The sequence below is a fragment of the Halomonas sp. A40-4 genome, from assembly GCF_015767635.1.
Lineage (GTDB): Bacteria > Pseudomonadota > Gammaproteobacteria > Pseudomonadales > Halomonadaceae > Vreelandella > Vreelandella janggokensis.
Genome location: NZ_CP065230.1, coordinates 3,677,977 through 3,699,446, shown reverse-complemented (window position 1 = coordinate 3,699,446; position 21,470 = coordinate 3,677,977). Strand labels below are relative to the sequence as shown.

Here is a 21,470-nt window from a genome sequence, read left to right as displayed (position 1 = left end):
CTAACCTAGCAGCAATTCTTTATCGATATGTATAAAACTATTTGCCTCGTTTATCAGTGAGGCGGCTGTAAACTGAGGGACGCCGTAAACCTCAACGGTTTTACCATGTTGAGTGCGGATTTTATTGACGAGTAGGTCAAAGTCCCCATCACCGGTTACCAGCACGATAATATCGGACTGTTCGGCGTACTCTATTGCATCAAGGGCAATGCCAACATCCCAATCGCCCTTGGCGGAGCCGTCCGAGCGTTGAATGAAGGGCTTTAGCTTCACTTCAAACCCAATGGCCCTTAGTATCGTTTGAAACTCGCGTTGTTTTTTATCGCCTTTGTCGATGGCATAACAAACGGCTTTCACAACGTCTCTTCCTGTCGTTGCTTGAGCCCAAAACTTATTGTAATCAAAGTTTTTCCCGTATGCTGATCGCACCGTGTAATAGATGTTTTGAATATCCACAAATATGGCGACTTTTTTCATAAAATATAACTTTTATCCCGTGAGTGGTATTCAGTTCAAGCCGAACAGTTGGCTGATCAGCGGAATCAGCACGGAGCTGAATATCCCCGTCATGCCCATCGCCAGGCCGGCAAAGGCGCCCGCGAGGGTGTTGCGTTGCATGGCATAGGCCGTTCCGAACCCGTGTGCGGCCAGGCCGAGTGCGAAGCCGCTTGACGTATGTGAACGCACCTTGAGAACGCGAAATACCAACGGGGCTAGCAGGCAGCCCATCACGCCGGTGGTCAACGATAAACCGGCGGATAGTGATGGGAATCCGCCTATCTGTTCCGAGATGCCAATGGCGATGGGAGAGGTGACCGATTTAGGGGCCATTGATAGCAACAGCGCATCGCTGGCGCCAAAAAGCTGGCCAATCAGCAAGGTGGTCACGACGGCCGTCAGGCTGCCGCTTAGGCAAACGACCAGCAACGGCAGCAGCATTTGGCGGATACGTGCACGGTGGTCATAAAGGGGCACGGCCAGCGCCACGGTGGCGGGACCCAGCAGAAAATGAATAAACTGCGCCCCTTCAAAGTAGGTGTCGTAGTCGGTGCCGCTAAGGGTCAGCAGCAGGATGATCATCAACATCGCAACCAGCACCGGATGCAGCAGCGCAGTGCCGCCTGCCTTACGATTAAGCATGCTGGCTGACAGGTAAGCCCCCAGCGTAATCACAATCCAGAACAAAGGCCGAGCGTTGAAGTAAACCCAAAAAGTGGTGAGCTCCATCGCTTATTCCTTATGCTTGTATTGACGTCTTTCCCACGCCTGCAGCATCCAGCCGGTTAGCGACAAGGTAATGAGGGTGCTCAGTAGCAGCGATGCCAGAATCGTGAGCCACTGCTGGGCGAGTGTCTCTGCAAATAGCATCAAACCGACGCCTGCCGGGACAAACAGCAGCGATAAATGCCGAACCAAACCCTCGGCAGGTAAACGCAGGCTATCGGGCACGCGGCCATGGAACATCAGCCCAATCAGCAGGAGTAGCATTCCCGCTACCGGGCCTGGAATTGGCCAGCCGAACCATACCATCAGCCACTCGCCCATTAATTGGCAAATCAGCAGTATCAAAAAACCCTTAACCATATGGATGACCTCGCCAGTTGTTCGGAAAGGGTCAAGCGTTGTATGTCCCTGTGGCGAGTTCACCATATCAGGGATAGTGTTGATACTCAGGAATAGTGTTGATACATGCTATGGGATGACGGACAAAACGTAGGGCGCGCCTACCAGCGTCAGGAATTTGAGTATTCCAGAGACTGATAGACGCGCCCATCGTGATACATATGGCGTTAAAGGAACGCTAGACGTAGAAGTCCAGATCCTCCTGCGCTTTCAGTAGATCCCGCATCTTGATGGGATCGTCGCCAAAGAAGAAGAGCAGGCCCCAGTGCGTCCCGAAGGCCGACCGGTCTGGCACCGTCTCTTCCGTCGGCGCGACCAGTTCATGGGACTCGAAATAGGGATGCTCGATCGTTTCTTTGGGCATCTCCAGCTTGCTGACCACGCGGCGCCTTGGGTACACACCGAAGCAGCCTGCGTAGCCTTTCGCATCGACCACCTCGCGTGGGAAGAAGGCGGCCACTTCCTCTTTAGTACTTTTCGGGTCGAACACCAGCATTGAGGCCTGGTACGCATTAAACCCGTAGGCTTTTTCGATAAGCTCGAACGCCTTGAAGCCGGGCGGACGATAGGCAACCTCGCCAAAGTACATCTCGCCGTCAGCGGTGACGAAGTACTCGGGGTGAATCAGGCCGAACTGGATGTCGAACGTTTTAATCAGCAATTCGATCTGCTTGGTAATCGCGTTGCGCCAGCTTTCGAGTTCTTGCGTGGCGGGCACGAAGACCGAATAGCCCAGCGTCACGTATTCCGAGATGTTGAGGAACTGGATCTTGCCATCGTGTATCCAGGCTTCCACCGCAAATTCCCAGCCGCTCAGGTGGCTTTCCATCAGCAGCGGATATTCTTCGTCTGGAATGTGTTCAATTTCTTCCACCGTACGGATCATGCGGTGGCCGAGGCAGCCAGCTTTATCGAATGCCTTGACGTGAATCGGGTCGTCCGGGTCACCATCGAGCTTGAGCAGTGTCTGGTTGACGCGCTTCATGAAGCGAATAACGTCTTCTTTCTCGTGGGCTTCTTCGAAAATTCCCACGCGAATACCGCCAAGCTGCGCACGGCGTTTCATGAGGGCCTTGTCGCGGAACAGGATGGATTGCCCATACATGCGTGGACTGTCCAGGAGGACAGAGTTTATCGCACCGGACCACTCAACGGTTTCTTCAAACAGTGGGATCGCAACGTCGACGCCTTCGGCTTTCAGCCTCTCGGCGATTTCCATGGACCGGTCATTCAGCCGGATAAAATCCCAGGCGATGAAGGGGATATTGTTAGCGGTGCAGAAATCTTCGGCCCATTCCGGAGCCACCACGACATAACGGCGGTCAAATTTTTGCGCCGCCTTGATCGCATTGACACTCCAGCCGAGCAGGGCGATGTAGCCCTTGTTAGGGTCCTTCGGGGTCTCGGTACCTTTAACCGAATCCATTTCCGGGTCGCGCCAAGCGGTTACCGATTCGGGTAACTGCTTTTCTGATGTTATCGACATTCGATGTTCTCCTTTGCGGGTTAACCGAGACAGACTGCGACAACATAGGGGTGTACAAGATGAAGCAAGACGCAGTCAGTGTTGTTTAGAGATGATCGACCATGTCAGCAGTAGGAACTTTTCAACACATCTACTCTAACCCTAACCTAGTCGATTCCCATGTGGATGGCAATTTGATTGTAGTATTTCCGGAAAAAGGTTGTATAAGTTTACTTGCTGCTCGGAGAGGTTAATGGGGCTGATGGGCCCGCAATGATTTGTTGCCAAGGGTGCCTGATGGAGGCGCTCACAACATGCGCGTTCTTCTAAAAACTTCGGCCCTGTAAATTAAGAGAGGCGGCAGGACGTATTCCGTCATGCCGCATGGTCGTGTAGTACTTCAATCCTCGCGCATGGCCCGGGCCAGCATGTCCGTAATGGGTTTTGCCAGGTAGCTGGAAAAGCTTCTTTCCCCAGTACGCAGCATCACTTCAGCGGGCATGCCGGCGAGCAGTTTCATGGTTTCAGTCATGTTCTCTTGCCCTTCAGTGGTGACGCGTAGGCGCACCTTGTAATAGCGGGCTCGTGTCGCTTCGTCTTCAAAGCTGTTGGCACTGACGTGAACCACCTCGCCGTCAATGACGTTTGACAGGCGCTGGTTGAAAGCGCTGAAACGGATCTCGGCAGGCTGGCCTATATAAAGGTGGTCAACATCGTGGTCCGGTACCTTGGCTTCCACAATGAAACCGACATCGGTGGGCACAATATCGAGCAGTGGATCACCCGAACGGATAACGCCGCCCAAGGTGTGCACTTTTAGCCCGACCACCGTTCCCGAAACCGGTGCCAATACCTCGGTGCGGTCTACCTTATCCATCAGGGCGGTTAGCCTTTCCTCGGCGTCGGCGACTTCGGCCTGAGTTTGACGTAGAGCCTCGCCCACCTGCTGCTGAAACTCCTGCAGTCGCACCTGCTTTTTCAGCGCGTTCTCGCTGATCTGGGAATGCAGCCGGGCGACTTCGGAGGCATGCTGGGCATTGATGCTCTGGTACTCAAGACTCTCACGCTCCAGTTCGTGCATTCGCTGGCTGCTTATCATGCCTTTTTGAAACAGTTTACGGTGATTGCCAACATCACCGTTAAGTGAGCTGATGCGTTGTTGATTGATACGCTGAGTGTTGGTCAAACCGTCGATCTGTTCGTTCATTTGCACGATCTGCTCATCCAGGGAGGCCAGCGTGCCGGTGAGTGAATCGCGTCGTGACACAAACAGGCGTTGTTGTACTTCGAGTACCTCTTTCACTCGAGGGTGATCGGAGGAGGTTAATTCTTCAGGAAAGCGAAGGGTGTCGGCGTCACTGAGTTCAGCGAGCAGCCGCACTTCCGTCGCGCGGCTGATCAGATAATCGGAGCGGGTAACCCGCAGTTGGGAGCGTGCCTGGGTATCATCCAGTACGATCAGGACATCCCCGGCTTCGACATGGTCGCCGTCTTCGACCTGAATGCTTTTGACAATACCGCCCTCCAGGTGCTGGATGGTTTTGGTGAAACTTTCCACCGAGACGGAGCCGGGCGCCACCACCGAGACCGCGAGATTGGCGAACACCGACCAACTTCCGAAACCGCCAATCGCCAGTATCAAGATGGCAACGCCCAGTCGGCGGTAGCGCGTATCTTCGAGGGGCAGTTCGTTGTCTTTGCCTGGCGCCGGGCCGGGCCCTTGGGTTTTTTTCATGTTCATGACTGGGTATCCTCGCCGCCATTGCGGCCTCTTGCGCTAGGCTTCAGTGAGGCCACGCGCTGGGGGGGCACTGGGCGTCCGCCATCCGCCGTCATGCGAGTAACGGGAGCCATTTTGGTGGGCGGCTTGAGCGACGCTATCTGCCCTTCTTTGAGCACCAACACCCTATCGACATTCTTGAGCAGGCCAGGCCGGTGGGTAATGATCAGTGCGGTGGTGCCCTCCTGACGCAGCCGTACCATGCAATCTGCCAGGGATTGCTCGCCGGCTTCGTCCAGGTTGGCGTCCGGCTCGTCGAGCACCAGCAGAACGGGCTTTCCGTATAGCGCTCGCGCCATGCCGATGCGCTGTCGCTGGCCTGCGGAAAGGGCGTTGCCGCCATGGGAGAGCCAGGTGTCATAACCGTTCGGCTGTTCGAGAATCATGTCGTGTACGCCGGCTCGCTGAGCAGCCAGCACGACCGCTTGAGGGTCGACCTCCTCAAAGCGGGCAATGTTTTCCGCGATGCTGCCATCAAACAGCTCGATATCCTGAGGCAGGTAGCCGATATGCGGCCCCAGTGCCGTTCGGTTCCACTGGGTGATGTCGGCCCCGTCCAGGCGCACACAGCCCACCTGGCTTGGCCAGATGCCCAGTGCCACACGCGCAAGCGTCGACTTGCCGGAAGCGCTGGGCCCCACGACGGCCAGATGCTCACCCTTGGCAACGGAAAGGTTGATACCGCGCAGGGTAGGCAGTTTTTGCCCCGGCGGTGCGGCGTTAACACCTTCGAATACGAGGCGCCCCTTGGGATTGGGGAGCGGCATGCGCGGCTCTTCGGCCGGGATGGTGGCCAACAGCTCTTCAAGGCGGCCCTTGGCGGTACGCGCACCCGAGAAGCCCTTCCAACCATTGATCATCTGATCGATAGGGGCCAGCGCGCGGCCCATAAGGATGGAGCCGGCAATCATCATGCCGGGCGTCAGGTCGCCTGCCAGTACCAGGAACGCCCCGAGCCCGAGAATCAATGACTGAAACATCAGCCTGAGGACCTTGGAAGTGTTGGTAATCAGGCCTGCCCGGTCGCTGGCTTTTGACTGCAGCACGAGGTATTCGCGATGGCGCGCGCTCCAGCGGCCCATGATGCCGGGCAGCATGCCCATGGCGTGGAGCACCTCGGCGTTTCTCAGGTTGCTGTTGGCCAGGTCCTGGGACATGACGTGCTGACTGTTGGCATCGTTCAGCAGTGATTTAGTGATGGCTTCGTTGATGATGGCAAGGATTGTCAGAATGATCCCCGCCCCCAGGGCAAAAAGCCCGAACCACGGATGAAACAGCGCGAGCACGCCGATATAGATGGGCACCCAGGGCGCATCGAAGAAAGCGAAAAGACCGTTGCCGGACAGGAATTGGCGCAGCGTTGTCAGGTCATTCAATGGCTGGGCCGAGGGCTTGCCGGGCATCATCAGGGAGCGTTTGAACATGGCGGCATACAGTCGCTGGCTGATCTGCACGTCGAGTTTGTTACCGATCCTCACCAATATGCGAGAGCGCATGAGTTCCAGTCCGCCCATGACCATAAACAGGAACACGACTACCAGGGTTAGCATCAGCAACGTTTCCTGACTGCGTGTAGTAATGACCCGGTCGTAGACCTGTAGCATATAGAGAGGGGGAACGAGCATCAGCAAGTTGATGAAGAAGCTGAATGTGCCTACATAGATAAAGCTGCGTCGGCAGGTGCCAAGTACTTTCTGCAGGTCGGAACCTTCGCGAGAATTCAACATGGCCAAGCTCCAGAGCGAGGTAGTGAAAAGTATGCTGACTGCCGAGCCATCGCATTCACCTTTTAAGAGTCATCTTGCCGGTCGTTAACGGGGCGCCATTAGGTTCTGCGGCGTCACTTCTTTTTGTAACTCTATTGTTTCTTTGTGTTATTCAGCGTATCAGCTTGCTTTTAAACAGACGTTGCTATTTTTTTCGTTTTATTTGATGGGATAACTCCTGATTAGTGTTTTTTGCTTCAGCATTTCCTTTTAGCTTTGGTGGCTATTTTTATAATCAAATCCGCTTATTTTGTTTGTCACTATTTTGTCGATCAGCGGTGTCTGAATTTAGGTGTTTTCATTTAATATGTTGTTTTAAATGGTTTTTATTGCTAATAAATTTTGACGTTTTGTAACATTTGGATACATAGATCCCCTTTTTGACCTGCCTTGCTACCCGGTAAAGCCCGGTTAGACTCACCAATAGTCGCCCCAATCCGCCATCTGTGAACACGCTATCCGAACACCGATGGCCAAAGGGGAATGTCGTCAACAATGCTTGGTGAGTGCTCATAGTGCACACCCTTGTGCGCTAAAAAGTCTAATTAAAACCGTGGGGTGGAACATGTTTTCAATGTCTTTCGTATCTGGTCAGGCAAAGTCGTTGTTAGGATCCGTTCGTGAAGGTGGCCGCTGGGGCCGGGATACCTTCCAAGATCATCACCTCCACGTTGTCCCCCATCCATCCCCCTGGGAATCCTCCATAAAATCCATGCGCATGGCCTGGGAAGATGCTCGTAATGAAATGTCAGTTTTTGAAAGTTTCGAGCGCCCGTTCGTGTTTGAAAACCTGCCTTCCCCGGCTTTGGGCAGGCTCAAGATGCGGCTTGAAGCCATGGATGAGTTCGGCCGGGTGCTGCCTAACGCAGAAATGAACATTGAACTTGATGTGGTGCCCGAAAATGAAGTCGCCGATCCCGCTGCGTCGGGTCGAGCGGCAGCGGCCTCCGAGCCTGTGGATACAACGCTTACCTCGCTGGCGGCTGACGAGCCACTGCCTGCGCCGGCTGACGATGGTCCGTTCATGGCCCAGGCGATACTGGCGGATACCTTCACACCCATTCGTATTCAGGCCGAAGACAGTGATGCCAGCGATGGTGCGTCGGCGTCCATAGCGGGCGGTAGCATAGCGGTGGTTAATGACCCAAACGAGGCGAACACCGCCAACGCCGATGGGCAAGCCTATGTCGACTATGGTAATGCAACGGGCGAAACACTGACGTTCACCTTCAGTGTTGATGAAGCCGGTGAGTACGAACTGGCACTGGGCTATGCGCTTAGCCAGAATGGTGATGGCACTGACCGGAACCGCCCCCTGCGCCTCGACGTCAATGGCGAGCTTCAGGATCGTATGTTCGACCTGCCGAGCACGACCTTGACCAGTAATGCTGCCGATTTCAGTGACTTCGGCGAACGTACGATTCGCGTGCAGCTTCAAGCGGGCGAGAATACCGTCAGCTTCACGTCTAACGGAGCCAGTGGGCCCAACGTCGACTATCTGGAGGTGCGCGCGCCGGACCCCGACGTCTACGTGATTCAGGGTGAGGATTTGGTGGTAGAGCCGAATTCTAATGCTGAATCGGACGCTACCAATCGGGTCGTTACAGTCGATAACATCGCCTCTTTTACCAATGGTTTAGAGACGTTCCGGGTGGGTGCCGAGGGGGCGAGTTATCTTGATTGGGCATTCGGTAATGCCAATGCCTACGGTGATTTTACTCTGGATGTGGCCACCGCGGGCACTTACAACGTGACCGTCACTTACGCCACAAGCGATGCACGTTCATTGAATCTCTCCTTGGTCGACGATGGTACCCCTACTCAAATAGGCTCTTTCGCCTTTTTGCCGACAACCGCGCCCGCTTACTATCCAACGGGTACTTCTGATGTCCCTTCGGGCAATTTGCCCGGTGGTGGTCCAGCGCCTTCGGCGTGGGAAGGCTGGTCCACCGAAACCATTGAAATCTCTCTCGCCGCGGGCAGCAACACCCTGCGTCTGGGCGGCGGCACCACTGGCCCCAATATCGACAAGATCGAGGTGGCATTGCTGGCGGCCGACCCGGTGGACCCTACCGGGCCGGTGATCGATGCCATCGTTATTCAGGCGGAGGACGCCGAATTGGGCGCCGATAACGACGCCGGCACCCTGGTGCGCGACGCCCAGAATCCCGAGAGCGGGGCAAGTTTCAATGGCCTTCGCCCTGATTATTCCGGCACTGGCTATGTCGACTACGGCAGCCAGCCCGGTGATAGCCTGACCTTCACGGTCAACGTTGCCGAAGCCGGCAGCTACGACGTGAACTTCCGCTATGCCAGCAGCGGCGATCGCCCGATGGCCCTTGCCGTCAACGGCGCAGCGCTACCGCAACAGGCGTTTGTGTCCACGGATACCAACGGGAGTAACGAAGCGCCGGAAGGTTTCGACGTCTGGGGTTATCAAAGCCTGACCACCGAACTCGTGGCTGGCGACAATACGATTGTGCTGAGCATTCCCGCTGGTGCAGGAAGCGGTCCGAACCTCGACCGTCTTGAAGTCACCACGGCAGGCACCGGCCCGGTTGGCGATGTCGAGGCGGATACCGATGAGACAGCGCTGGCCTTCAGTGCCGACAACCTTGTGGTCAACGGCGCCAACGCGTCCGCGGCTGGGTTCAACGTCACGGGACGCGATGACGACATCGTCTTCGTCGGGGTGACCTTCGATAATGGCGTGACTGTCGACGAAGTCACGCCAGACGCCGATGGCAACTTCACCCTGGATCTCTCAGGGCGGGACGACGGTGATCTGTCGGCCAAGTTGATCGCCATGGACGCCTTTGGCAACCGCGTTGAGCGGTCCCTCGCCCTTACCCTGGATACCACCGCCGATGAGGGGGGGAATCTGGCGCTTGAGGGCCCGGACGCCGAAATCGCGCCTGCCGACAGCGCCACAGTCGTGTTCGGCGTTGCTGGCATTGACGTCGATTCGACACTGGAAGTCAGCTTTGATGGCGGCGCGACTCGCCAATCTGCCACCAGCGATGGTGACAGCCTGTCGGTTGACCTGAGTGGGCAGGGACCGGGCGATGTCACGGTGACGTTGATCGTGACCGATACCGCCGGTAATGAAGCCAGCGTTCAGGACACAGTGACGCTTGCAGCCCCAGCCGGGCCGGTGAGTCTCTCTGTCACCTTCGATGACGCGACCATCAGTGCGTATAACGAAACCCAGGACAATCCCGCAAGTGGCACCGGCGCCGCGGTAGAAGACGATGGCGGCACGCTGTCGTTGACCGATAACGTCTGGAAGCGCGCCGACCTACCGAGCGACTACACCATCACTGGACAGACACTGCTGACCCTGGACGTCGCGATTTCAGCGTCGCCGGTGCCGGAGATCGTCGCGATCGGTTTCGATGCCGACGATAACCCCTTCAACGGCGGCAATAGTGTCTATCAGCTTGGCGGTACCCAGACCCAGGGTGGGTTTATTGATCTGCGCGGCCAGGGTGTCGACAACGGCGATGGCACTTTCCGGTTCACCATTGATTTGGCGGCGCATGCCGGGACCACCATCGACTCGCTGGTCTTCGTCAACGACGATGACCTGGGCGCCATAGGCAGCGCGAGCTTCAGCGCTGTGAGTCTTTCAGAAGACGAAGTGCCCGATACCAACAGCGCCCCACGCGTGGTGGGCGGCGGTATTGCCGATCTCAGCCTGGATGAGGGATCGAATCTCGAGGTCGACCTGCCCTTCGTCGATGATGATGGTGATGCGCTCAGCTATAGCTTCGTCGTCACCGACGGTGATGGACAGCCGGTCACCGTGGACGGTCTGAGCGTGGTTGATCAGGTATTGAGCGGCAGCCTTGAGGGGCTGGCGCCCGGCGACTACACCGTCTCGGTGACCGCCGATGATGGGACGGTCACTACCTCGACCGACTTTGCGCTGACGGTTGAAAACGTCAACGACGCGCCCGTTGCTGAGCCCGTCGCGCTTGAACCTTACTTCGGCGAAGTGGGCGAGAACTTCATTCAGATCCCGCTGGCTGACTTTGCGTCATTGTTTTCCGATCCTGATGGCGACAGCCTGACGCTGTCCGCCGAAGATCTTCCCGCCGGACTTGAGGTGGTAGACGGTGTTATTCAAGGCACTCCCAGCCAAGGCGGCACGTTCGACGTGGTGATTCGTGCCACCGATCCGGCGGGCCTGTCCAGCACGCAGACGCTGAGTTTCGTGATCGAAGGCACGCAAGTGGGCGATTCGATCACCATTGAGGCGGAAAACTTCACCGATCTTGATGCGTCCAACCTGATCGTGACCGGAAGTGCAAGCGCGTCCAACGAGCAACTGATCCGGCTGACCAGTAACGAACCCGCGACGATCGGCACCGATCTCGCAGCCGGCGGTATAGAACCTGGCTGGTACGTGGCACGGCTGTATGTGTTCGATGAAAACGATGGCGAAGGTTCATTATCGCTTACGATCGGCGACACCGTCCTCGAGGCACGCAACGCCGCTAGCGACAGCCTGAGTTCCGATGTGGTGCTCAGCGACGATTTCGGCACCATCGTGGGCACGGGTCCGCGCGGTAATGCGGGCCAGAGCGGCAACCGCAAGGAAATCGTGTTCGAAACGCCCTTTGAGGTGACCGCCGGTGATCTGGCGAGCCTTGAGCTTCGCGGTGCCGGTGGCGAGCTGATGCGTATTGACTCGCTGGTGTTCGAGCGCATTGATGAGCCGGTCAACACGGCGCCGACCCTCGAAGGCTTGGGCGCCGATGTCAGCGTCGATGAAAACAGCACGATTGTGGCGAACCTGGCGATCGACGATGCCGATGACGACAGCCTGACCGTGACGCTATCAGGTGCCGATGCGGCCTTGTTCAGCTTTAATGAGGCAACCGGGGAGCTCGCCTTCATCAACGCGCCGGACGCAGAGTTAGCGGCCGACAGCGATGAGAACGGCATCTACGAGTTGACCGTGACCGTCTCCGACGGCGAGGACAGCGTCTCTCAGGACACCCTGATCACGGTGGCGGATCTCAACGAGAGCATCGTCATCGGAGAGACTACCTATGCCATCGACGAGAACCTGACCGAGATCGGCGCGATTCCAGTGGTCGACGAAGATGGCCTGACGACCGGCCTGAACGCGCCGGTGTTTGCGATTACCGGTGGGGTGGATGCGCCGCTGTTTACCATCGACGCGGCCACCGGTGCGCTGAGCTTCATCAGTGCCCGCGACTTCGAGCTGGCGGTGGATGACGACGAAGATGGCGTCTACGCAGTAGAGGTCACCGTCACCGACGGCGACCTGACCGACGTCCAGACCCTGGAAGTCACCGTCAATGACGTCGATGAAGCGCCTTTCTCGCCGCTGAGCCTGCAGATCCAGGACGGCACGGTGACCAGCTTTGATAACGACGCCAATGATACGGACACCACGGTGCGCAATCCGGGCAACCCGGAAGCTAATGAGAATCTGGAGAACGGACTGCGCCCGGGCTTTTCTGGTACCGGTTACCTGGACTTCGGCGATACGGCCGGTGATAACGTCACCTGGCAGGTCGATGTGGCCCAGGCCGGCCAGTACGATATCAGCGTGCGCTACGCGACCAACTCCGATCGTCCACTGGACCTGGTGATTAATGGCGGCACCCCGGTTGTTCTCGACATGCTGGCGACCGACCCCGACGGCACCGGGCCAATAGAAGGGTTTGATAACTGGCTGTTCGAAACCGTCACCGTGACCCTGGAAGCCGGTACCAATAGCATCGAGTTGGCGATTCCGGAAGGCGCGACTACCGGCCCCAATATCGACCGCATCGAAATCACCGAAGGGGGCACAGGCCCGATTCCTGTCGATGACAGCGCGGACGAAGATGGCAACCTGACCCTGACCGCCGCCGACGATACCCTTGAGCCTGGGCAACTTGCCACGGCGCTGTTCAATGTGGCTGGTGCCGACGACGATATCGTGACGTATGAAATCAGCTTCGATGGCGGTACGACGCGTACCGCCGTCACCCCAGAGGCAAACGGCGATATCACGGTAGATCTCAGCGACCAAAGCGGTAGCGTCACCGTCACGCTGATCGTCACCGACGCGGTGGGTAACGAAGCGCAGGCCAGCGACAGCGTCACCGTCGATGATGGGACGCCTGTGCCCTTCAACTTTGAGATCCAAGGCGAAGCGCTGACCATCGAAGATCCGGACAACGTCGGTGATACCCTGGATACGCAGGTTCGCGATGCCAACAACACCGAAACCAATGCCGCCACCGGCTCCGATGGCCTGTGGGATGGCTTCTCCGGCACCGGTTATCTGGACATGGGTGGCGATGTCGGCGATGCCGGGTCATTCGATGTCGTCGTCGATGAAGCCGGCACCTACACCCTGACGGTTCGCTACGCTAATGGAGGAGGCAACGGTGCCGATCGCCCGATGAATATTTTGGTGGGTGGCGAGTCCCAGGGCAGCCTGGCATTCGCGGCTACCGGTGCTGATCCAGACGGCTGGGAAAACTGGACGGACGTCGAGATCGAGGTGGAGCTTGAGGCGGGCACCAACACCATTCGTCTGGAAAACCTGACGGCGGCCGGGCCCAATATCGACCGTCTCAGCGTCACGCGCGAAGGCGTCGAGCCACCCGAGGTAATTGAGCCGGGCGAGCGTTTCTCCGTCAAGATCAACTTCCAGCCTGAGGGCGTGGTGGTGCCTGACGGTTATATCGCCGACAACGGCAAAGCCTTCGGCACCCAGTCGGTGACCATCGACGGCCAGACCTACCAGTATGGCTGGGTGACCGAGGCGTCGATCTACGACGGTGAACCGGGCACCACGCCACTGGATATTTCGAGCCTGACCAGCGTGGCGGTCAACGACCGTACCGATGATATCGCCGGCCTCGATCCGCGCCAGGGCACCTATGCCCACTTCGACCAGCCCGGAAGCGCGTATGTGCGCGCCGGTTGGGAAATCGAGCTGGAAGACGGCTACTACGAAGTCACCATTTCGATTGGTGATACCTCTGGGCCGTATGACAGCCGTAACGTGTTGAATGCAGAAGGCGAGCTGTTCAACGACCCCTTCACGCCCTTCCGTCCGGACGACTTCCCGGCGGACGGCAACCCGGGCGATGACACAGAAGGCGTGCGTTCTGATCTGGTCACCCGCATCGTGCAGGTTAGCGACGGCCGTCTGACGCTCGACTCGCTGGGGCTCGACAACGAGAACACCGAGATCCAGTACATCGAGATCCAGTCGCTGCCCGACCTGACCCCGGATGACGCGCGTGAAGCTCCGGAGGATTACGCTTTCTTCACCGACGCGCGCGCCATCGCGGGTGTTGGGGAGAATGAAGTAGAAGTTGACCTCGACCCGGAAGACAGCGCCATTCCCACCGGCGTTGACCCGACATCGGACATTTTTGTGGGCATCTCGGTGGTCGATGGGCGTGGCGGTGCCTTGCTTGAAAGCCTGAACGACGGTTCGGTGAAGCTCTTCGAAACGGTCACCGGTGAAGAGGTCTCCTTCAACGTCAATACGACCGGTGGCTTCGACTCACTGACCATCTCGCCCAGCCAGACGCTCAAGCCGTTCACCAGCTATACGCTGGTGATTGATGGCTTCCGGGACCGCGGGCCCAACGATGATGCCGATGCCCCGACCCGTGAGTTCCAGAAGTACACCAACACCTTCGTGACCGGTGAGGAACCGGAGGTGGTCGCCCGCGACGTGGCCTTCAACGATGTGGTGGAGCTTAACGGTGCCGCGGACAATGCTTTTGGCTTCACCTCGCTGGAGATGAGCCCTGACGGCGCCTTCATGTACATCGCGACCATCGGCGGTGATCTGTTGCGCTACGACGTCGACCCGGTCGACGGCTCGCTATCCAACCGCCAGGACCTGAGTCTGCCGAACGATTACTTCGACCAGCCCGGGCAGAGTCAGCAACGTGGCATCATCGGCCTGGTGGTGGATCCCACCGACCCGAATGTGCTGTGGATCACCGACAACTACCCGATTCCGCTCAATGGACGCGATAACGGCGTGCCGGAATTCAGCGGTCGCATTACCAAGATCACGCTGGACGGCGGTAGTGATTTTTCCGGTACCGCCGAGCCCTACATCACCGGACTGCCGCGCTCCAACGGCGACCACGTGACCAACAGTCTCGAGTTCCGCCCCAATCCGGACTATGACGCGGCTACCAACCCCGATGTGCCGACGCATCTGCTGTATCTGATTCAGGGCTCCAATTCGGCCATGGGCGAGCCGGATAGCGCCTGGGGTAACCGTCCCGAGCGTTTGCTGAATGCCGCCGTCATGGAGATCGACCCCACCCGTGACGCACCTCCCGGGGGCTTCGATGTATCGACCGAGCCCGTTCCCGACAACGGCCAGAATACCCGCTTCGATGACCCTGACGGCCATCCCAAGGATGACCCTATCCCCATGGGCAATGGCGAATTCCTGGTGTTCGATGAACGTGGTGTGGCCACGGTGCAGGACGCCGACGGCAACGTGCTGCAAAGCTACTATGACCCCTATGCCGAGGGCGCGGTACTGACGATCTTCGCCACGGGTGCACGCAACGCCTACGACCTGGTATGGCATTCCAACGGCTTCCTGTACGTGCCGACCAACGGCTCGGCGGCGGGCGGCAACGTGCCGGACGATCCCTCGACACCTGAGAACGAGCGTTACACCAACGTCGAGAATCAGGACGACTACCTGTTCAAGATTGTCGAAGGGGGGTACTACGGCCACCCCAACCCGCTACGGGATGAGTACATCTTGAATGGTGGCAACCCCACCGGAGGCAGTGACCCCAATCAGGTAGATGCCTACCCCTCAGGAACTAGCCCAGAGGGTAACTACGATATCTCCGGTGTCTACTCGCTGGGTGAGAACCGTTCGCCCAACGGAGCGGTGGAGTACACCAGCAATGTGTTCGGCGGCAACCTGCAGGGTAACGTGCTGTTCACCGAGTACTCCGGCGGTGACGATGTGCGCAGCATTACCCTCGATGCCAACGGCAACGTGATCGGCGACGATGTACTGCGCGACCCGGAAGGCAATGTCATTACCTACGTGGATCCGCTGGATATTATCGAGAACCCGGTGACCGGCCAGCTCTACCTGCTGACCCTGAACCGCGGCAACGGCCAGAGCCAGATTATCCGCCTTGATCCGGCGCCAGGCGGCGTGGTGGATCCTGTGGATCCCGATCCAGAACCCGGTGACGACCTGGTATCGCTGCTGGTCATTCAGGCGGAAGATGACACCCCCAATGATGGCACCTCGGTGACCATCGCCGATGGCGCTGGCGCGGAAATCCAGATTCGCGACATCAACAACACTGAAACCACGGAAGGCCTGCCTAACGGTCTGCGTCCCGGTGCCTTTGGACTGGATGGCAACACCGATGGTGATGACGGCGTGCCCGGCGGCTATGCCGACTACGGCAGCACCAATGCCGACTTCATGACCTTCGGTTTCAATCTGGCCGCAGACGACGCTGGCGATTCGGTACTGCGAATCCGCTACGCCAACGGCGGCGACACTAATCGTCCGCTTGAGGTATTCGTCAATAACGTAAGCGTCGGGGTGTTCGATTTTAGTCCTCCTCCCGGGCTTACTGGGGATGCGGCCTGGGCAGAGTGGCTGACCGAGGACGTGGCGGCGTCGCTAGTAGTGGGAGAAAACACCGTGCGCCTGCAGGCCACGAACAATACCGGCCCCAACATCGACCAGCTTGAAGTATTGCAATCGCCGCCGGACAGCACCTCAGGCTTCACCGATTACGAAGCTGAAAATGCCTCGCTTGACGGTCCTGTGGTCGTACCGGAAAGCGTTGATGATCGCAACGCGTCCGGTGAGGGCTTTGTCGACTTTGATGGCGCGGGTGATCAGACCATCACCTGGACCGTCGAGGTAGGTGAGACCGGCAACTACGAGATCGGCTTCCGCTACGCCCTGGCGGTGAGCAAGGCCGACCGCCCGATGGAAGTGACCATCAACGGCGTTAACCTGGGGGTGGTCAATTTCCCAGGCCAGAGTAATGAGGCGGAAAACGACTGGTTCTTCCAGGAATTGCTGGTCAACCTGCAAGCGGGCAGCAACACCATCAGCGTGACGGCACCTGAGGCCAACGGCCCCAATGTCGACCTGCTGAGAGTGCCCGATGCCCCCGTCGATAATTTCATGCCGGTGTATGCCGATGTGTCCGATGGCGCACGCATTGAGTTGGAAAGTGGCGACAGTGCACGGACGATCAACGACCTGACCGCCGACTTCTACTTCACGGTGGATGCCGACGGTCTTTATCGCCTGGATCTAGCGGCCAACGCCGGGGCCAGCGATGGCCAGGGCCTGTCCCTGACCCTCAATGGCCAGCCGTTGGATGTGCTGGTCTATCCAGGGGAGGGAGATGCCGGGGAAGAAGGCACCTATGTCGAGCTTGAGGCGGGGGTGGAGTACAACCTGCGTGCGGTCTCCAGTGCCGACGGCGCCGATGACCTGGATTATCTGGACGTGACGCCTGTCGTCGGCAGCGACAATGCCGATATCGCTGTCCAAAGCGGCGATGCCGCCTACTATTCCGACCGGCTGCACTTCAGCTACCTGGAGAACAACAGCGCCTCGAACGACAATCGTGACTTCAAGGAAAGTGCTACCGTCACAATCTCCAACACGGGCACCAGCGAGCTTGCGATTCTCGACGCCGATATCGACGGCCCCTTCGTGCTGGAGGACCCGAGCGCCTTCGACGGCCTGATGCTGGCTGCTGGCGCGTCGGTGCAGGTCACGGTGCTGTTCGACCGGGACAGCTACACCGCGCCTACTAACGACGCCGGTGACGGGGTGTTCGAAGGCCGCATTCGCCTGGTGACCAACGATGCCGATTCGCCGATTGCCGAAATCCACATGGCAGGCTTCTGGCAGGCGCGGGACGAGGGCGGTTGGGAACCCAATGTCAATGAAGTCTGGGAGGTGTTCGGCTTCGGAAACCGTATCGACGGCCTGACCACCGTGGGAGGCGGCGAGAACTCGGTATTGAATGACTTCGACCTCTATCGTCCCGTTAACGACGACGAAGTACTGTCGCGCTACTGGACGCTGGCCGACGGTGCTGGCGAGGCGAAAATCACCCAGTTGGCGGCCTACCATGGTGCTGGCGGCGCAACGCTGGGCATCCATAACCCTGGTAACAAGGGACAGGACATCATCTTCAGCAACCACGCTGGGGATAACAACCAGAGCCTGCTGCCGATTAAGAGTGACGGGCAGTTCGCCACCGCGAACTTCTCGCTTGCCGATATTCCCGGTGGCTGGACCGGTCAGGGCGTGTTTGGTATTGAAGTGGCGAACCTGTCCACCGACCCATCGCTGAACCCTGAGGGAGGCGGCACGCCGCCCGCCGATGCCGATGGTATCGAACGTGGCTATACGGTACGCATGTTCCGGGCGTTGGATGCCGAGGGCAACGTGATTCCCAATACCTACCTGGGCATCATGGACTACACCGGCATCAACTATGACTACAACGACAACATGTTCGTCATCGAAGGTGTCACGCCGGTGGCCGGTGGTGAGCTGACGGTGATCAACAACGACGGCGTGCCGTCCAACGACCGACTGGTGATGTCGCGGATTGAAAACCCGGCCAACGCCGCGCAGGAAGTCCACGACGAAGCGACCATCACGATCAGGAACGATGGCTTCGAGACCCTTGATATCAATAGCATCGAGGTCAGTGATACTACCCTGTTCGAGCTTACCGAAGCGTTTGCGGCGGTCAGCCTTGAGCCGGGCGAGTCCATCGACGTCACGGTGCGCTTCATCGCCGATGATCCTAACGATGCCAGCCTTTACGAGGCGAGTCTGATCATCAACTCAAGCGATGCCGACGAGGGTGAGAAAGTCATCCAGCTAGCCGGTTTGGCCCAGAACCAGTCGGAGAGCGGACAAGAGCCACTCGTTCAGGAAATCATCAACGCCTTCGGTTACAGCACCAACGTGGCCGAAGGGCAGATGAACCAGGGCGGGCTGGTGGAAGCCAATGGCGACGAGATCCTGTCACCCTACTTCCAGCGTGCCGACGGTGGCTCGCCGATCAAGATTACCCAACTGGCGGCCTACCATACCCAGGGCGATGTAGCCCGACTGTTCGTCCACGATGTGGATAGCCGAAATCTCGATGAGATCCTGGCCCACGATGAGGCTGATGGTCAGACGCTACTGCCGCGCACGCTCAACAACGGCGATCTCTTGACCACGACCACGCTTGATCGCGATGCGCCCTTTGGGTTCTTCGCCGAGATCTCGGGTCGTCAGGGCTATATTTCCTGGTCCGATCCGGACGCTAACCTGTATGAGGACACCATTGATGCTATCGGCAACCCGGGCACCAACCTCAACTGGGACGAGAACGATGGCCACCTGATTCGCGTCTATGTCGCCAAGGACGCCGCCGGCAACGTGATTCCAGACACCTACATCGTGATTCAGGATTACGCAGGGGTTAACTACGACTACAACGACAATATCTTCCTGGTCGAGAACGTCCAGACTTATGACCCCACCGGGGCGGAAGATGCTGACGGCAACGGGCGGGTGGACCTTTACGACGACGATGACAATGATGGCGTGCCTAACTTCATCGACGACCCGGACCCGGTTGGTCAGACCGCCTTCAATGCCGGTGAAACTGCCTGGGCGGTGGGCAGCGATGGCTTGACGCTTGAAGCCAAGCTCTACGATAACGGTGGCCAGGGGGTGGCGTATAACGACACCACCGCTGCGCACCAGGGGGCGGCCTTCCGCGCCGACGAAGCGGTGGATATCTCCAACGGCACCGAGGCGCTGGGCTACATTGCCGATGGCGAGTGGGTCGAGTACACCCTCAACGTCGAGACAGCGGGTACCTACACACTTAGCTTCTCGACCTCCGCGACCACCGATGGCAAGTCCATTACCGCCGCCTTCGAGCAGGGGGCCGGTTTCTATACCCCGGCGCAGGTGCAGACCTTGCCCAACACCGGCAGCTTCGGAAGCTTCCAGACCGTCGGTCCGTTGACCTTTGAGCTGGAAGAGGGTGAGCAGGTGCTAAGGCTGACCTTTAACGGTGGTCAGCTGGATCTGGCATCGTTCACCTTGGACTTTGAAGCACCGGTGGACGATGGCCAGAGCGCCTTTAATGACACCCAGACTGCCTGGGAGGTTGGCGCCGAGGGCTTGAGTCTGGAAGCGCGTTTCTATGACAACGGTGGCCAGGACGTCGCCTATAACGACACCACCACCGCCCATCAGGGCGACGCCTTCCGGTCCGACGAGGCGGTGGATATCTCCACGCCCTCGCAGGCGATCGGCTTCATCGAGGATGGCGAGTGGGTGGAATACACCATCAATGTGGCGGAAGACGGCGTTTACGACCTCGACTTCCTGACCTCGATGGACTCCTCCAACCCGGCCGCACGCTCGATTACCGCGAGCTTCGCCAAAGGCGATACGCCCTACGTGACGGCTTCATCGGTAGGGGTATCGCCAACCGGAAGCTGGACCTCCTTCACCCAGACCGATACCACCCAGGTAGCGCTCGAAGCCGGTGAGCAGGTGCTACGGCTGACCTTCAATGGCGGGCCCATGGACCTGGCATCGTTCAACCTGGTACCTGTGGCGCCGGCCGAGGATGGTCAGCAAGCCTTCACGGACAGCGGTGATCCCTGGCAGGTCGGTAGTGACTTCACGCTGGACGCGGCCAATTACGACGAAGGCGGCCAGGACGTCGCTTACAATGATTCCGGCGACGCCCAACTCGGTAGTGACTTCCGGGGTGACGGGGTCGACATTGTCGGAGACGGCGATGCCATTGGCTGGGTCGATGACGGCGAGTGGGTGGAATACACCCTGAATATTGCCCAGGACGGCACCTACGACCTGTCATTCCTTTCAGCGCTTGGCGATGGTAGCGGCCCGCAACGCAGCATCACGGCCACCTTCACCAAAGGGGACGGCACGCCTTACGCCTCGAGCGACGCGGTGGTGGTCTCGCCAACGGGTGGCTGGAGCAATTTCCAACCCACCGATGCCACACAGGTGGCGCTGGAAGCCGGCGAGCAGGTCATGCGGCTTACCTTCAATGGCGGCTCTCAGGACCTGGCATCGTTCAGCCTGGCGCGCGATGGCCAGCAAGCCTTCAATGCCGGGGCAACCCCCTGGCTGGTGGATGCCGAGGATGGTTTGGCGCTGGATGCAGCATTGTTCGACGAAGGCGAGCAAGGTGAAGCCTACAACGAGCTGTCAGCGGCGCAATTGGGAACGGGTTTCCGCGATGAGCCGGTGGATATCGTGGGGCAGGGCGAGGCGATTGGCTGGGTCGAAAATGGCGAATGGGTGGAATACACCATCAACGTCGAACAGGCCGGTAGTCACACCCTGTCGTTCGTTACCTCCAACCCTAACAATGGGCGCACTATTACAGCATCGGTTGAGCAGGATGGGGTGACCTACGATCAAGCAAGTGGCTCGGTGCCAAACTCCGGCACCTGGGGTAACTTCGTCGATGGGCCATCGGTGACACTCGATCTTGAGGAGGGTATTCAGGTACTGCGGCTCACCTTCAACGGAGGCTCTCAGGACCTGGCTTCTTTCCAGATCAGTCGCGACCCAGATGTGAGTGCGGCGAGTCTCTCGAGCATGGATATGATGGCCATGGCTGGTATAGAAGAGAATGTCGCAAGTCAGGACGAGCTCGTCGCGATGAGTGACGACGTCAGCCTCAGCGGGGTACAGGAAAACGATCAGGGTGCTCTGCTGTAAGATGCATCATGGAATGTTAATCAGCCA

General features: G+C 58.4%; 7 protein-coding genes. 1 reads left to right on the top strand and 6 read right to left on the bottom strand.

Annotation, left to right across the window (positions count from 1 at the left end; translation table 11 throughout):
* The 6 genes from IT895_RS17135 to IT895_RS17110 form a co-directional block, all read right to left on the bottom strand.
* Positions 1 to 477, bottom strand: a complete 477-nt coding sequence (locus IT895_RS17135; RefSeq protein WP_085919664.1) for a LabA-like NYN domain-containing protein — start codon at positions 475 to 477, stop codon at positions 1 to 3.
* A gap of 30 nt (positions 478 to 507) precedes the next feature.
* Entirely contained in the window at positions 508 to 1,227 is a 720-nt protein-coding gene (locus IT895_RS17130; protein WP_085919665.1) for an LrgB family protein, read from the bottom strand.
* Between the two features lie 3 nt (positions 1,228 to 1,230).
* The gene (locus IT895_RS17125; RefSeq protein ID WP_085919666.1) at positions 1,231 to 1,584 is read right to left on the bottom strand and encodes a CidA/LrgA family protein; all 354 of its coding nucleotides are present in this window, start codon (positions 1,582 to 1,584) and stop codon (positions 1,231 to 1,233) included.
* Positions 1,585 to 1,801: 217 nt separating this feature from the next.
* A complete protein-coding gene (locus tag IT895_RS17120) occupies positions 1,802 to 3,109 on the bottom strand; it encodes an ATP-grasp domain-containing protein (protein WP_066314588.1) in 1,308 nt (435 codons plus the stop codon).
* Between the two features lie 379 nt (positions 3,110 to 3,488).
* Positions 3,489 to 4,829, bottom strand: a complete 1,341-nt coding sequence (locus IT895_RS17115; RefSeq protein ID WP_199284160.1) for an HlyD family type I secretion periplasmic adaptor subunit — start codon at positions 4,827 to 4,829, stop codon at positions 3,489 to 3,491.
* The gene (locus tag IT895_RS17110; RefSeq protein ID WP_199284159.1) at positions 4,826 to 6,595 is read right to left on the bottom strand and encodes a type I secretion system permease/ATPase; all 1,770 of its coding nucleotides are present in this window, start codon (positions 6,593 to 6,595) and stop codon (positions 4,826 to 4,828) included. Before IT895_RS17110 ends, IT895_RS17115 begins: the two co-directional genes overlap by 4 nt.
* A 613-nt stretch (positions 6,596 to 7,208) precedes the next feature.
* On the opposite strand from IT895_RS17110, the gene IT895_RS17105 reads away from it, so the two are divergent.
* On the top strand, positions 7,209 to 21,443 hold the full coding sequence (locus IT895_RS17105; protein ID WP_199284158.1) for a carbohydrate-binding protein: 14,235 nt from the start codon (positions 7,209 to 7,211) through the stop codon (positions 21,441 to 21,443).
* Positions 21,444 to 21,470 lie beyond the last annotated feature (27 nt).

What these genes read in the sequence shown, in the direction of transcription:
- IT895_RS17135 (WP_085919664.1), bottom strand. Translation starts at nt 477, where the DNA reads ATGAAAAAAGTCGCCATATTTGTGGATATTCAAAACATCTATTACACG.
- IT895_RS17130 (WP_085919665.1), bottom strand. Translation starts at nt 1,227, where the DNA reads ATGGAGCTCACCACTTTTTGGGTTTACTTCAACGCTCGGCCTTTGTTC.
- IT895_RS17125 (WP_085919666.1), bottom strand. Translation starts at nt 1,584, where the DNA reads ATGGTTAAGGGTTTTTTGATACTGCTGATTTGCCAATTAATGGGCGAG.
- IT895_RS17120 (WP_066314588.1), bottom strand. Translation starts at nt 3,109, where the DNA reads ATGTCGATAACATCAGAAAAGCAGTTACCCGAATCGGTAACCGCTTGG.
- IT895_RS17115 (WP_199284160.1), bottom strand. Translation starts at nt 4,829, where the DNA reads ATGAACATGAAAAAAACCCAAGGGCCCGGCCCGGCGCCAGGCAAAGAC.
- IT895_RS17110 (WP_199284159.1), bottom strand. Translation starts at nt 6,595, where the DNA reads ATGTTGAATTCTCGCGAAGGTTCCGACCTGCAGAAAGTACTTGGCACC.
- IT895_RS17105 (WP_199284158.1), top strand. Translation starts at nt 7,209, where the DNA reads ATGTCTTTCGTATCTGGTCAGGCAAAGTCGTTGTTAGGATCCGTTCGT.